Annotated in this window: 14 protein-coding genes; 10 read left to right on the forward strand and 4 right to left on the reverse strand. The window is 68.0% G+C overall.

Annotated elements, in window-relative coordinates; translation table 11 throughout:
• Window positions 1-82: 82 nt before the first annotated feature.
• From CETAM_RS02690 to CETAM_RS02700, 3 genes are read left to right on the forward strand one after another with little or no spacing between them, the layout of a single operon-like run.
• A complete protein-coding gene (locus CETAM_RS02690) occupies window positions 83-1,279 on the forward strand; it encodes an ATP-binding protein (protein WP_156226967.1) in 1,197 nt (398 codons plus the stop codon).
• A 5-nt stretch (window positions 1,280-1,284) separates the two neighbouring features.
• Window positions 1,285-1,935 (forward strand): LuxR C-terminal-related transcriptional regulator, encoded by a 651-nt coding sequence (locus tag CETAM_RS02695; RefSeq protein WP_156226968.1) that lies wholly within the window; start codon window positions 1,285-1,287, stop codon window positions 1,933-1,935.
• Window positions 1,936-2,154, forward strand: a complete 219-nt coding sequence (locus CETAM_RS02700; protein ID WP_156226969.1) for a hypothetical protein — start codon at window positions 1,936-1,938, stop codon at window positions 2,152-2,154.
• Window positions 2,155-2,159: 5 nt separating this feature from the next.
• Here the strand turns inward: CETAM_RS02700 and CETAM_RS02705 are convergent, their stop codons facing one another.
• Window positions 2,160-3,551 (reverse strand): dicarboxylate/amino acid:cation symporter, encoded by a 1,392-nt coding sequence (locus CETAM_RS02705; RefSeq protein ID WP_156226970.1) that lies wholly within the window; start codon window positions 3,549-3,551, stop codon window positions 2,160-2,162.
• A 240-nt stretch (window positions 3,552-3,791) separates the two neighbouring features.
• Entirely contained in the window at window positions 3,792-4,205 is a 414-nt protein-coding gene (locus CETAM_RS02710; protein WP_156226971.1) for a hypothetical protein, read from the reverse strand.
• Window positions 4,206-4,283: 78 nt separating this feature from the next.
• On the opposite strand from CETAM_RS02710, the gene CETAM_RS02715 reads away from it, so the two are divergent.
• Complete coding sequence (locus CETAM_RS02715) at window positions 4,284-4,964, forward strand: hypothetical protein (RefSeq protein WP_197085782.1); 681 nt, start codon at window positions 4,284-4,286, stop codon at window positions 4,962-4,964.
• Window position 4,965: 1 nt separating this feature from the next.
• Entirely contained in the window at window positions 4,966-6,528 is a 1,563-nt protein-coding gene (locus CETAM_RS02720) for a DNA polymerase Y family protein (protein WP_156226972.1), read from the forward strand.
• On the opposite strand, the gene CETAM_RS02725 is transcribed toward CETAM_RS02720, so the two are convergent.
• The gene (locus tag CETAM_RS02725) at window positions 6,525-7,166 is read right to left on the reverse strand and encodes an AMIN-like domain-containing (lipo)protein (protein ID WP_156226973.1); all 642 of its coding nucleotides are present in this window, start codon (window positions 7,164-7,166) and stop codon (window positions 6,525-6,527) included. The genes CETAM_RS02720 and CETAM_RS02725 overlap by 4 nt on opposite strands.
• A gap of 196 nt (window positions 7,167-7,362) precedes the next feature.
• Between CETAM_RS02725 and CETAM_RS02730 the strand changes: the two genes are divergently transcribed.
• The 3 genes from CETAM_RS02730 (at window position 7,363) to CETAM_RS02740 (ending at window position 10,303) form a co-directional block, all read left to right on the forward strand.
• Window positions 7,363-8,271 (forward strand): sucrase ferredoxin, encoded by a 909-nt coding sequence (locus tag CETAM_RS02730; RefSeq protein WP_156226974.1) that lies wholly within the window; start codon window positions 7,363-7,365, stop codon window positions 8,269-8,271.
• A 180-nt stretch (window positions 8,272-8,451) separates the two neighbouring features.
• On the forward strand, window positions 8,452-9,948 hold the full coding sequence (locus tag CETAM_RS02735) for a SulP family inorganic anion transporter (protein WP_156226975.1): 1,497 nt from the start codon (window positions 8,452-8,454) through the stop codon (window positions 9,946-9,948).
• A 22-nt stretch (window positions 9,949-9,970) separates the two neighbouring features.
• The gene (locus CETAM_RS02740) at window positions 9,971-10,303 is read left to right on the forward strand and encodes a hypothetical protein (protein WP_156226976.1); all 333 of its coding nucleotides are present in this window, start codon (window positions 9,971-9,973) and stop codon (window positions 10,301-10,303) included.
• Window positions 10,304-10,373: 70 nt separating this feature from the next.
• On the opposite strand, the gene CETAM_RS02745 is transcribed toward CETAM_RS02740, so the two are convergent.
• Window positions 10,374-11,906, reverse strand: coding sequence for a CitMHS family transporter (locus CETAM_RS02745; protein ID WP_197085783.1), 1,533 nt, complete (start codon window positions 11,904-11,906; stop codon window positions 10,374-10,376).
• A gap of 263 nt (window positions 11,907-12,169) precedes the next feature.
• Here CETAM_RS02745 and CETAM_RS02750 point away from each other — a divergent pair, with 263 nt between their 5' ends.
• A complete protein-coding gene (locus tag CETAM_RS02750; RefSeq protein ID WP_197085784.1) occupies window positions 12,170-13,834 on the forward strand; it encodes a sensor histidine kinase in 1,665 nt (554 codons plus the stop codon).
• A complete protein-coding gene (locus CETAM_RS02755; protein ID WP_156226977.1) occupies window positions 13,834-14,487 on the forward strand; it encodes a response regulator in 654 nt (217 codons plus the stop codon). Before CETAM_RS02750 ends, CETAM_RS02755 begins: the two co-directional genes overlap by 1 nt.
• The last annotated feature ends 6 nt before the right edge of the window (window positions 14,488-14,493 follow it).

Genomic DNA, 14,493 nt, shown 5'->3' on the forward strand with positions numbered 1-14,493 from the left:
AGGTATCGGGATCCACCCTGAAATCCGGGAATCAGGGTCTGCCCCGATGTGCTCAGGGTGGCGTCTCTGACAGGATCGGGGCATGAACACCCCCTCCTCCCCGGTGCCCTACGGGCCGGACCGCCCGGGCGCCGGCCCGTATCCGGTGTATCTGCGTCCCCGTTCGGGGCGTGTCGTCGCAGGGGTCGCCGGTGGCCTGGCGGTGCATCTGAGGGTGGACGTCTTCTACGTGCGCCTGGCGTTCATCATCGGCTCCTTCCTCTCGGGGTTGGGGGTGGCGGTGTACGCGGGCCTGTGGATGTTCTCGAAGGCCTCCGAAGAAGTGGCGCTGCCGCCGCGGGAGCGGGAGTTGTCGCGGTCGGTGTATCTGCTGCTGGCGCTGGTGGGTGGGGCGGGTTTCGTCGTGTCCGCGAGCTTCGTGTCGGGGCTGCCCGCCGTGGTGCTCGTCCCGCTGCTGTTGGCGGGTGTGGGGGCGGTGCTGGCATGGCAGGCCTATGACCGGGGGTTGGGGTCCGGGCGCAGTAACCTCAACATCTTCATCGGCGCGGTGCTGATGCTCGCGGGCATTGTGGTGACGATCTTCTACGCGGAGCGGTCGGGGGGATTCGCCGCGGCGATCTTCGCGGTCATGCTCACGCTGGCGGGTGCGGCGGCACTGGGAGTGCCGCTGGTGGTGCGGCTGTGGGATTCGCTCGCGGAGGAGCGGGCGGCGAAGGCGGCCAGTGAGGAACGCGCGGAGATCGCCTCCCGGTTGCATGATTCCGTGCTGCAGACACTGGCGTTGATCCAGAAGCGTTCCGACGACCCCGCCGAGGTCATCCGCCTCGCCCGCGGCCAGGAGCGCGAGCTCCGGCAGTGGCTCTTCGACGCCGAAGAGAAATCCACCCAGTCGGTCTTCGCCGCTGTGGAGACCGCCTGTGGTGAGGTGGAGGATCTCTTCGGCGTCCGCATCGCACCCGTCACCGTCGGCGAGGACACCGGGCTGACGGAGGACACCAAGGCTGTGGTGCTTGCTGCGCGGGAGGCGATGGTGAACGCGGCGAAGCACGCGGGCGTCGAGAAGCTCGACGTCTACGCGGAGATCCTCGCCGGAGAGCTGTCCATCTTCGTCCGCGACCGCGGCACCGGGTTCGATCCCGCGGATATACCCGCGGACCGACACGGTATCCGCGACTCCATCGAGGGGCGCATGGAGCGTATCGGCGGACAGGCGCGTATCCGTTCCACGGAGGGGGAGGGAACGGAGGTCTCCGTGATCTACCGGCTGCCGGTATCCTGAGCGGCATGGTGAAGGTGTTTCTCGTCGACGATCATTCCGTCTTCCGTTCCGGCGTCCGTGCTGAACTGGGCGGCCGGGTCGAGATCGTCGGTGACGCCGGGACCGTCGCCGAGGCCATCGCGGGTATCGACGCCGCGCGTCCCGACGTCGTGCTTCTCGACGTCCACATGCCGGACGGCGGCGGCGTCGCCGTCCTCAAGGGCGTGGGCGTGGACACCACCTTCCTGGCACTGAGCGTCTCCGACGCGGCGGAGGACGTCATCTCCGTCATCCGCGCCGGCGCCAGAGGCTACGTGACAAAGAACATCTCCGGTCCCGAACTGGCGGAGGCCATCGAGCGGGTCCACTCCGGTGACGCCTACTTCTCCCCCCGTCTGGCCGGTTTCGTCCTCGACGCCTTCGCCGGTGGGGAAGTGGTCGAGGACCCGGCGGAGGAACCCCGCAAGATCGACGATCCGGTGGTGGATGCCCTGACCCGCCGGGAGCTGGAGGTGCTGCGGCTGCTGGCGCGTGGGTACACGTACAAGGAGATCGGCCGGGAGCTGTTCATCTCCGTCAAGACCGTGGAGACCCACGCCTCCAACATCCTGCGCAAGACACAGCAGTCCAACCGCCACGCCCTGACCCGCTGGGCGCATTCCCGGGATCTGGACTAGATGAGGGACTACACCTTCCAGCCGGCCCGCGTGGTCATCGCGGCGCTGATCTTCACGGCGATCGTCCTGTGGCAGGCCGACCTTCCCTGGGGGTGGTGGCTACCGGCGTTCCTGCTCATCGTGGTGGTTTTCGCCGGGATGCACGCCTTCTACAACTGGGCGAACCTCCGGCTCAACGAGATGGGCAGACGGGCACGCGAGGTCGAGGACGGGCTCTAGGTCCGTCAGGCCCGCCGGCTGACCGCCACAGCAGCGTCGGCGGGCTCATCATCCGCCGCATCCGCGGCGGCGTGCCCGGATTCGGCTGCGTTCCAGGTCTCCTCGTCGAGGATGCCCGCCCGCTTGGCGACGACCGCCGCGACCAGCGCCTGGCCGGTGACGTTGGTGGCGGTGCGACCCATGTCGATGATCGGCTCGGTGGCCAGCAGCAGACCCACACCGGCCAGCGGCAGACCTAGGGTGGACAGGGTCAGCGTGAGCATGACGGTGGCGCCCGTGGTGCCGGCCGTGGCGGCGGAACCGATGACCGAGACGAAGATGATGAGCAGGTAGTGCGTCAGGTTGAGTTCGATGCCGTAGAACTGGGCGACGAAGATCGCCGCGATGGCGGGATAGACCGCGGCACAGCCGTCCATCTTCGAGGTGGCGCCGAGCGGGATGGCGAAGGAGGCGTATTCACGCGGCACACCCATGGAACGCTCGACCACGCGCTGGGTCACCGGCATCACGCCCATCGAGGAGCGGGTGACGAAACCGAGCGAGGTCACCGGCCAGACCCGCCTGAAGAAGCCCAGAACCGGGAGTCCGTTGAGTTTCAGGGTCAGCGGGTAGATCACGCCCATGACCAGGGCCAGACCGACGTAGATGGCCAGCACGAACTTGCCCAGCGAGCCCAGCGCCTCCCAGCCGTAGGTGGAGACCGCCTTGCCGATGAGTGCCGCGGTACCGATCGGCGCCAGACGGATGATCCACCAGAGCACCACCTGGATGACCTTGAGGAAGGACTCCGTGAATCCCAGGAAGGGCTCCGCAGCCTTACCGGCCTTCACGGCGGCGATGCCGATGGCCAGGGAGATGACCAGCAGCTGGAGGACGTTGAAGGAGAGACTGACCCCGCCGTCGGCGGTGGTGGAGGCATTCAGCCCCATGAAGTTCGCGGGCACGATCGACTGGAGGAAGCCCAGCCAGGAACCGGTGCGGGCAGGTTCAGCGGCGCTGCCCGGATCCACGGAGGTACCCACGCCCGGCTGCAGGACCAGAGCCACCGCGATGCCGGCGAGTACGGAGAAGAAGGCGGTGAGGGCGAACCACACCAGCGTGGACACCGCCAGCCGGGCGGCATTGGCGACCTTGCGCAGATTGGCCACAGAGGTGACCACGGCGGCGAAGATCAGCGGCGGGATCATCAGCTTGAGCAGCTGGACGTAGGCATTGCCGACGCCCGTCAGCAGGCCCGTCAGCGGCCCTGTCCCACCATCGGGGAGGCCGGCGTCAGAGGCGCGGGCGATGAAACCCAGAACCAGGCCGAGGAGCAGGCCGGCGATGACCTGGGCGCCGAATCCGGTCGCCCATTTCGGCAGGCCGGCCCGGGAGCGGGCTGGGGCGGAGATGGTCATGGGAGCTCCTTGCTGTGTCAGCGGGAGACCCGACATCGCTAGACCGATCTGTACGTTTGCCCTCCGGGTATTCTCCTGGTGGGGGGCATGGTCTGGCTCGGTCCGGCGAGGGGGTCAGCGTGTTCTGTCTCCCCATGTAACCAGATGACCTCGCAGTTTCCCACATTGGTGTGACTAAAATAACTGCCGGGGCGGGCGGGAGTAATCTTATGTACCAACCGGTCTATTTTCGGCAAGATCCTATGCGTAGGCCAGGGCCCGGGTGCCGTCGATGTGCGGGAAGATCCAGAACATCCAGCCGGACGTGGCCAGCCACACCAGGGCCGTGCCCCACAGTGGCAGGGGGGCGAAGACGGGCACGATCATGAGCGCCAGCCACACCAGGAACAGCGGCAGGAGCTGGCTGGGCCGGAGGCGGATGACGGCGTTCTTCTTTTTGAGGAACTCCCTGATCTCGCGCCGGTAGGGATGTCCGAACATGAGGAGCAGGCCGGCGGCGATCGCGATGATCATGACCCCCACCTGGATGCCGCGGTCCAGGCCGGTGGACAGAACCGCCACTCCCAGCCCGATGAGCAGGGAGGTTCCCGTCCGTACCGGGGGAGGGGTGGGGATGGGGGTCTGTCGCGAACGTATGTCGGAATAGGCGTTCATGCGGTGTGACGCTACCAGTTGACGGCGCTTCGCCTCCGGGCGCATACTGGATCCGTGAATGGAACAGGTGTTCGGAAAATGCAGGGGGTGGAGAACCTCCCGGACCTGGATCGGGCCGGGCAGGTTGAGTTCCTGCGTTCCCGGATGGCGGCCATCGGCGGCGGCCGGGGCGCCGTGGCGCAACCTCAGATCGCCGGGCCCGACCTTCTTCCCGTTCCTTCTGACCTGGCGAAAGTACTGCCTGGCGGCGGCCTGGCGCGTCGGGCGGTGACGGAGGTGTCGGACTGTCCGGCGCTCATCGTGCAACTCATCGTGCAGGCTACCGCAGGGGACGGACACGTCGGAGTGGTCGGCTGGCCGGAACTCTCTCTCGCTGGTGTGATCGACAACGGGAGGCTGGAGAAGATCATCACCGTCCCGGATCCGGGGAGCGATCCGCTCGGGGTCATCGGCGTGCTGGTGGAGGGCCTGGATCTGGTCGTGGCCCGCTGGCCCGCCCCGCTCGAACTCTCCCCGGTGCGGGCCCGGCCGATGCTGGGCAAACTCCGCGGCGGGGTGGCGGCGCTCGTGCTCGTGGGGGCGCGGGTGCCGTCGCCGACCGTGCGCATTCAGGCAGACGTCACCACCTTCCGCGGTATCGGCGAGGGCACCGGTCGGATTCGTGGCGTGGACATCGCCGTCCGCGTCGAGGCGAAGGGGAAACCCCCGGCGTCGACGACGGTGACGGTGGGCCGGCCTGCAGGTCTGAGGACGGTGTAGCGTGCGCGTCGCGGCCCTGTGGTTTCCGGACTGGCCGGTGCAGGCCGCCCGGATCGACGATGAGGAACTCCCCGACACCCTGGCGATTGCCGCCCGGCACCGCATCCGGGTGTGCTCGCAGGCGGCGCGCCGGGCCGGGGTGCGCCGGGACATGCGGGTGCGTCAGGCGCAGGCGGTGTGTCCGGGTCTGGTCGTGCTGGACGAGGACCTGGACCGGGACGGACGGATGTTCGAGTCCATCGCCGCAGGTCTGGATGACGTGGCATCCTCGGTGGAGATCCTGCGCCCCGGTCTGGTCATCGTCGACGCGGGTGCTGCGGGCAGGTTCCACGGTTCGGAAGGCGAGGCGGTGGAGATGCTCGTCGACGCCGCCGCGCGCCGCGGTGTAGACGCCACCGTCGGGGTGGCCGATGAGATCGCCACTGCGCTCATCGCCGCGCGCGTGGGGGAGGGACGGGTCGTGCCGACCGGTGGCTCCCGGGAGTTTCTGGCCGCTCAACCCGTGACGCTGCTGGCTGCCGAGACGTCCCTGCACTGTGACGCGGCGCTGGTGGTTTCCCTCCGGCAGCTGGGTGTGCACACCCTGGGCGACCTGGCTGTTCTACCCGCAACGGCCGTGTCCACCCGTTTCGGGGTGGCCGGGGAACGCTGCCACCGGATCGCCCGGGCCGCGGCTGATCGTCGGGTGGCTCCGGACCTGCCGAGGACGGACCTGTCGGTGTCGGTCACCCCCGAGGACCCCATCGACCGGGTGGACGCCGCCGCGTTCGCGGCCCGCCAGCTGGCGGGCACACTGCATGAGCGGCTACGCACCGCCGGGCTGTCCTGTCTGCGTCTGCGGGTGCTCGCGGAGCTCGGTGACGGGACCCGGCTGGAGCGGATCTGGCGTACCCGGGAGGCGCTCACCGAGGCGGCCACGGCCGACCGGGTGCGGTGGCAGCTCGACGGATGGCTCACCTCAGGCGGGGCGGGGACGATCGTCTCGCTCATCCTGGAGCCGTTGGAGACCGCGCCACCCGATCCGGTGGCCAGCCTGTGGCACAGCGCGGGCGCAGGTGATCGGGCCCGGGCACGCCGGGTGGTCGGCCGGGTTCAGTCGACCCTCGGGACAGACGCGGTCCTGAGCCCCCGCGTCGTCGGGGGCCGGGGCGTGGCGGAACGGGTCGATTTCGTGCCCTACGGGGAGGAGAGCGGCGTCGAGAAGCGGGGGACATGGCCTGGCCGGATCCCCGGGCCCCTGCCCGCGCGGCTGGGCGGCGGGCCGGCGCACCCGGCGTCGCTGGTGCGGCTCGTCGACGCCGCGGCAGGAGACGTCACCGTCACCGCCGAGGCGTTGCTGAGTTCAATCCCGCACACGCTGGGCTGGGGTCGGGAGCGCTACCGGGTCGCGGCCTGGGCGGGACCCTGGCCCGTGGACGCCGGATGGTGGGGCAGTGAGCCGCAGAAGGTCGCCCGCCTGCAGGTCGTGGGGCAGGCCGAGGATGAGCGACACCCCCGCGCCTGGTTGCTGCTGTGGCTGGGCGGGGGTGTGGGGCGCTGGCGGATCGAGGCCAGTTACTTCTAGGAATGCAGGACGTCGATGACCAGGCGGTGGGGCTCCTGGAGCACCTCCACCGAATAGGGCAGCTTTTCCTTCACTCCGATGACGAACTGTGAGTGGCCCTCGAACGTGCCCGCCGAGATGACCTGCGTGACGCGACCGGCACCCGCGACGGTGCCGATGTGCGGGTCCTCCCGGTTGAGCTCGAAGGGGTAGGTGGTGCCGTCGATGTTGACGTTGAGGGCCACCGCGCCCTCGAAGGCGATGGGGTTGCCGGAGCCCTGCTGGGCAGGGTCGGAGGTGTAGTCGATGAACCAGCCGGGTTCGCCGCTGCCGAAGAGGTGGAAGACGACGCGGTCGAAACCTTCGTGGCTGGCCACCTCCACCGATTCCACCATCAGCTGCGCAGGGGTGTCCGGACGAGCGGTCTTCCGGGCGACATCGGTCTTTCCGACGGCAACAACTCCGGTTCCGCCCAGCGTGCCGGACTGGATTGTCCCGGAGAGGGGGCGGTTTCCCCCGTCGGAGGTTTCCGCTGTCTCTGATTCCGCGCCGGCCCCGGTGCCGCAGGCGGCGAGCCCGAGGGAACCCGCCGCGAGGATGGCAGCGAGGATGGTACGACGTTGTGAGGGCTTGCGAAGCGGACCAAGGGAATCAGTCATGTGGTTCACCGTAGCCATCTGTGTCGGGCGGAACGAAGCCGGAAAGGGGTTTAAGGAGGTATCGTGAACAAATCGTTGTAAACGGGAGCCAAGGGCCATATTGGTCTTACCTGAGGGTGAGCTGGGGGCCGTCGGCTGGAACCTGAGTGACGACCTTGCTTTACGACGTCCCGGTAGGGATCGCTAGGCTGGGGCCATGACCACTGCTGATGCTGTACGTTGCTCCGATGTCCCTGGTGAGCCACTGCCCGGCTCCGCGAAACAGCAGCGGGTGTACGTCATTCTGGAGTGGCCGCACGGTTGGAGCCATGACATTCTCGACGGCGGCGTCTTCGGCGACGATCTCACCGCAAGCCTGAAAGAGAAGCTCGGCGAGGACGTCGGCCTGCAGCTCATCCGCCACCCGGGGCGTGACGGCCGTCGGATTGAGAGCCACCATCTGTTCCTCGTCTTTGCGGATCAGGCGAAGACGGAGCTGCTCATGGTGGACGGCCCCGAGGCGATCCTCGACCTGGATCTCACCGGGCCAGGCCTTAACGGCGCTGAACCTGTCGACGGCCCCCTCATTCTGGTCTGCACCCACGGCAAGCGGGACGTGTGCTGCGCCCTCAAGGGACGTCCGCTGGCGGCGGCGCTCTCGGAGCGCAACCCGGGGACGGTCGTGTGGGAGACCTCGCACACCAAGGGGCACCGTTTCGCCCCGTCCGTGCTGCTCATGCCCTGGGGTTACAGCTACGGTCGGCTCAACGAGGAGGCGGGCGATGCCCTGGTCAAGGCCGCCGTCCGTGGCGAATACTTCTATCCCGGCAACCGCGGCCGGGGGCTCTACGGTCCGCGCGGCCAGGTCGCGGAACTCGCGGTCGCCCGGGAGCTGTTCGGGGCCCGGGAGACGCTGTTCTTCGGCAACCTCCGGGTGCTCGACGAGACGGATGCCGACGCCCTGGTCATCCACGCCGACGGCCGCTCCTGGCACGTCACGTTGGAACAACGGGAGGTGGAGGGTGTGATCGCCTCCTGCGGCGATGAACCGAAGACCGGCACCGTGTGGGTGGCCACCAACGTCATCCCGGACCAGGCCGACCTGGGCTGGGACGAGCGCGAGTAGTTCTCGGAGACCTCCGCCGGGGCCCGGTCGAGGGTCTCCCGCATCTCGCCGGGCGTGAACCCCAGGATTTCATCCGGCGGATGGGCGGGATGCGTTCGATGCAGGCGAGGCTTGAACCTACCGTTACGGTAGGTGTTGGTTATCTTCCTGCCTTTTCGTCACCTAGAGAGCACTTCTGCCATGCCCGACACCGGTATCGTCGCCTCCTTCCGCTACGCCTTCTCTTCACCCGCCCGCCTGCGGATGGAGGTGCTCGGCGGCCTCGTGGTGGCGCTCGCGCTCATCCCGGAGGCGATCTCGTTCTCCATCATCGCGGGCGTCGACCCGCGCGTCGGCCTCTTCGCCTCCGTCACCATGGCGGTCACCATCGCCTTCACCGGCGGCCGCCCCGCCATGATCAGCGCGGCGACGGGTGCCGTCGCCCTGGTCATCGCGCCCGTCATGCGTGATCACGGCATGGACTACTTCATCGCCACGGTCCTCCTCGCCGGCGTCATCCAGATCCTGATGGCACTGCTCGGCGTGGCCAAGCTGATGCGCTTCATCCCCCGCTCGGTCATGACCGGCTTCGTCAACGCGCTGGGCATTCTCATCCTCTTCACCCAGCTCCCGTATCTGTGGGACGTGCCGTGGATGGTGTACCCGCTGTTCGCCGCCGGCATTGCCATCCTCTACCTCTTCCCCCGGCTCACCACGGCCATCCCGGCGCCGCTGGTGACCATCGTCATCCTCACCGCCGTGGTCGTCGCCGCCGGCTGGAACGTGCCGAACGTCTCCGACATGGGCGAGCTCCCGGAATCACTGCCGGAGCTCTTCTTCCCGGCGGTGCCGCTCACACTGGAGACCCTGCGCATCATCGCCCCCTATGCCTTCGCCATGGCGCTCGTCGGACTGATGGAGTCCCTGATGACGGCCAAGCTCGTCGACGAGATCACCGACGAACACTCCGACAAGACCCGCGAGAGCTGGGGCCAGGGCGTGGCCAACATCGTCACCGGCTTCTTCGGCGGCATGGGCGGTTGCGCCATGATCGGCCAGACCATGATCAACGTCAAGCAGTCCGGCGCCCGCACCCGGCTGTCGACGCTGCTGGCCGGAGTGTTCCTGCTCATTCTGGTGGTGGCGCTCGGCGATCTGGTCGGGCTGATCCCCATGGCGGCGTTGGTGGCGATCATGGTCGTCGTGTCGCTGGCCACGATCGACTGGCACTCCCTGCAGCCGCGCACCCTCAAGCTCATGCCTTTGAGCGAGACGCTGGTCATGGTCATCACTGTCGTGGGCACGCTGGCCACCCACAACCTCGCCGTCGGTGTCGTCCTGGGCGTGGTCACCGCGACGATCCTGTTCGCCCGCCGCGTGGCGCATCTGGTCGAGGTGGAGAAGGTCTCCGAACTGGACACCGACAATGACGGCCGCGCCGACATCCGCACCTACCGTGTCACCGGCCAGCTGTTCTTCGCCTCCTCCAACGACCTGGTCTCCCAGTTCGACTACGGCGAAAGCGTCGGACGCATCGTCATCGATCTCACGGATGCAGAGATCTGGGACGCGTCCACCGTAGCCACCTTCGACGCCATCCAGCAGAAGTTCCAGAGCCGCGGCAAGATCGTGGACATCATCGGCCTCGACGGGCCGAGCAAGTACCGGCTGGACATGCTCTCCGGCAAGCTGGGCTGACCGAGGTCTAGGCTCGGGCAGTGTGAGCGACTTCCAGACCTACGTCACCGAAAGACGGCACAGGGCGGCCTCCGCGATGGCGGAGCTATCGGGAAACACCTCCGCCTGCGCGATGGGGCGTGCGGGGCAGAGTTTCCCTGCGTACAAGTACCACGAGGGGGCCACTGCGGCGCTGGGTGCGTTGTCGCGGAAGCTGCGCCGGGAGCCGGACGCTGACCCGGCCGGGCTCGTCAATTCCGTGCTGCCGGAGTGGCAGAGCCCCGGCGGTGAAGGCCGGGACTGGGAGGCCTACACCGCCGGCGGACGGGAGGCGCTGGAGTCGGCGGCCGACCACATCCGTCGGGGCATGCCCTGACACAGGGGGGCGTGGCCGGGGCGCCGCGGTTGCGGTGCCCCGGCCACGCAACCGGAAACAGGGAAGGGTGTCAGCCGGCCAGGGGGATGACGCCGATGAGGACGCCGACCGCCAGCATGACCAGGGAGACGACCGTGGCGCGCCAGAGCACCTTCTTGTGGTGGTCGCCCAGGTTGACCTTGGTCAGAGAAACCAGCAGCAGGATCGCCGGGACCAGCGGTGACTGCATGTGCACCGGCTGGCCGGTGATGGACGCCCGGGCCATCTCCACCGGCTCGATGCCGAAGTGGGTGGCGCTTTCCGCCAGGACCGGCAGGATGCCGAAGTAGAAGGCGTCATTGGACATGAAGAAGGTCATCGGGATGGAGAGCACGCCGGTGATCACGGCCAGGTAGGGGCCCATGGAGCTCGGAATGATCTGGGTAATCCAGGCGGCCATCGCCTCCACCATGCCGGTGCCGGTGAATACTCCCACCAGCACACCGGCGGCCAGGACCATGGAGACCACACCGACGATGGAGGAGGAGTGGGACAGGATCTCGGTGGCCTGGTCCTTGACGTCGGGGAAGTTCACGGCCAGGGCCAGTCCGGTGCCGACGATGAACACGAAGGCCAGCGGGAAGATGTCGGCGACCAGCAGCACCATGACCACCACGGTCAGGATCAGGTTGAACCAGATCAGCCTGGGGCGCAGGGTGGCGCGGTGCGGATCCAGCATGGTGTCGGTCAGGTCGGACTCGGCCTCGGAGCTGAGGGAGACGTGCTCGAGGTCTGCGGTGCGGGTTTCGCGGTCGTCGAGAAGCACACCGCCTCCGGTGGGCGTGCGGTCGTCCGAGTTGCCCTGTCGGCCCGTGCCACCGCGCGGGCCGGTGCCGCCGGAACCTGTCCCGCCTTCGCCGCCGAAACGGGAGGTGTCCAGGGAGCCGCCGAGGCGGCGGCGCTCAGCCACGCCCAGGGACCAGGCGAAGAAGAAGACGATCACGACGCCGACCACGAGGGAAGGGATCATCGGCACGAAGACCTCGGAGGGGTCGAGACCCAGGGCGGTCGCGGCACGCACCGTCGGCCCGCCCCAGGGGAGGATGTTCATGGTGCCGTTGATCAGGCCGGCGACCACCGTCAGCACGACCGGGCTCATGCCCAGGCGAAGATAGATGGGCAGCATCGCGGAGGTGGTGATGATGAAGGTGGTGGAGCCGTCGCCGTCGAGGGAGACGACGCCGGCCAGCACGGCTGTGCCGAGAACCACCTTCGCGGGGTCATCGCCCAGGGTGCGGGTGATCACCCGGATCAGCGGGTCGAAGAGTCCGACGTTGATCATGATTCCGAAGAACATGATGGCGAACATCAGCAGCGCGGCGGTGGACGCCATGTCGCCGATGGCGTCGAGGACCATGTCGCCGATGCCGAGGCCCGCGCCGGCCAGGAGTCCGAAGACGGTGGGCACCAGGATGAGGGCGACCATCGGGGTGGAGCGGCCGACCATGATCAGGGCCATGAAAGAGAGGATCATGGCGAATCCCAGGGCGACGAGAATGCCGTCGGACGGGGTATGGCTCAGCGTGTATTCCGCGGCGAGCAGTACGTCGGTGGGAGGGTACATCCGGACTCCTAGTTCCCTTGCTTCAGTGAGTGTTCTGGAATGCTGGACCCAGACTAAAGTGATGTCCCTCACTCGCATAGTGTTGAGTGCATTGCCTTCCGTACTGTGCATTAACGCACTTCTGCGCATTGAGATCAGATAGTTGTCCGAACCGAATAACCCGTGTTGAAATGGAGTTTTCCGGCAGTGCCCTCCGGTGGGACGGTTCTGCCGGTGGTCGTCACCGCGACCTGATGGCGGCGGAAGGGAAGAGGACCGGGAACGTGCGATTCGCAACCAGAGTGCTGCTGCTGCAGCTGGCGACCGTCGTGGCCGTGGTGGCCGCGAGCACCGGGGTGTTCATCATCCTGGCGGTCGAACAGCTCAAGAATGAGACTGAAACCTCGGCGTTGTCGATCGCGCGTTCCGTGGCCTCGGCCCCGGTGGTCCGCTCCGAGGTGGCCCTGGAGACCGCCCGGCAGACCAACCCATCCGCGACGGAACTCGCCGCAGGCCCCCTCCAGGCCTACGCCCGGGACATCACGGACCGGACGGGGGCGTTGTTCGTGGTCATCACCGACGGGGAGGGGATCCGTATGGCGCACCCGGACCCGGAGCAACTCGACCGGGAAGTGAGCACGAGCTTCGAGGCCGCACTCCGCGGCGAGGAGGTCATCGCCTGGGAACGCGGCACGCTGGGTGAATCGGTCCGGGCCAAGGTGCCGGTCTTCGCGGCGGGCACCCGGGACCCGGTGGGTGAGGTCAGCGTCGGTTTCGAAAGGGCGGGCGTCTTCGATGAACTGCCCCAGCTGTTGCTCGGTGTCGGTGCTGCCGCTGTGTCGGCCCTGTTGATCGGCGTCGGAGCGACCCTGCTGCTGCGGCGCCGTTGGGAGCAGCTGACTCTCGGGGTGCAGCCGGAGGAGCTGGTCGTCCTGGTGCAGAACCAGGCGGCGGTGCTCGACGGGGTGGGGGACGGAGTCATCGCCCTCGACGAATCGGGCGTCATCCGGGTCTGCAACGATGAGGCGGAGAAGATGTTCGGGGTGTCCACGGCGGAGGGAATGTCCCTGAGGGAGCTGGATCTGCCGGAGGACGTCATCCTCTCCCTGGAAAAGGGGGAGGCGCGGGACGGTGTGGTGGTCGGGGGTCGGGTGCTCTATCTGGACTCCCGGCAGGTGGAGCGCGGCGGGCAACGCCTCGGCTCGGTGATCATCCTCCACGACCGCACCGACATGATGGGACTGAGTAAACGCCTGGATTCGGTCCGGGCCATGACGTCCGCGCTGCGGGTGCAACGCCACGAGTTCGCCAACCGGATGCACGTGGCCGCCGGCCTGGTCGAGGCGGGGCGCGGGGATGAGGCCGCTGAGTTCCTGCGCACCATGCGCGACAGGGGTCCGGTGGACTATCCCCTGGAAGGCGCGGATCTGCTCACCGAACCCTTCCTGCAGTCCTTCCTCGGGGCGAAGTCCATTGAGGCTGCCGAGCGTGGGGTGCAGCTGCAGATCCGCGATGAGACTCTGGTCCTGGGCAGCGTCGAAGGGGTCGAGGGGGTGGAGGACACCGCCACCGTACTGGGCAGCCTGGTGGACAATGCCGTCACTGCTGCTTTACGCGCCCCGGAACCACGGCTGGTGTCGGTCACCCTCATGGATGACGGCCCCGAGCTGGTGCTGGTGGTCGCCGATTCCGGGCCCGGCATCGCAGCCGGGGCCGAGGTCGGGGGCGAACCTTCCGCAGCTGAGGAGACCGGGTCCGACCGTGTCCACGGCCACGGCATCGGATTGGCGCTTTCCCGGGATCTGCTCCGCCGCCGGGGCGGGGAACTGTGGATCATCGATCGTGGTGGGGGAGAAAGCGGCCGGGGCGCCGTTTTCGGCGCCCGGCTCCCCGGGGTCATGGCCGGTCCGGCGGATCTGCCCGGGAACTTCCGAGAGGATGATGAGTAATGGCTCGAACCTGGTCAGTGCTTGTGGTCGATGATGATTTCCGGGTCGCCGGCATCCACTCCGACATCGTGGAGGCCGCGCCGGGCTTCCGGGTACAGGGATCGGTGCGCACCATCGCCGAGGCCCGGGAGGTTCTGGCCGCGAACCCGCCGGACCTGATGCTCGTTGACGTCTACCTCCCGGACGGGGACGGCATCGAACTGGTCCGTGGCGTGGGGGTGGACGCCTTCATCCTCAGCGCCGCGGACGAAGCGGCCACCGTCCGCCGCGCACTGCATGCCGGGGCGCTGGGTTACCTGGTCAAACCGTTCCAGCGGCAGGTCCTCAGTGAGCGGCTGGACCGCTACGCCCGCTTCCGGCACGTCCTCACCGGCACCCGGGGGCTGCGGCAGGAGAAGATCGACCAGGCACTCTCCATCCTGTACGGACAGACCGCCAGCACGGCGATCTCCCGCTCGTCCACCGAACAACTGCTTCTCGACGCCCTGGCGCAGGGCGAACTCTCCGCGGCCGAGGCCGCGGAACGCACCGGGGTCTCCCGGGCCACCGCGCAACGTCGACTGGCGACGATGGCCGGCCAGGGGGTGGTGCAGGTGCGCCTGCGCTACGGCACCTCGGGGCGGCCCGAGCATCTCTACTCGAAGCTGGCCTGAGGGGTC

This window comes from Corynebacterium comes, from assembly GCF_009734405.1.
Taxonomy (GTDB): Bacteria; Actinomycetota; Actinomycetes; order Mycobacteriales; family Mycobacteriaceae; genus Corynebacterium; species Corynebacterium comes.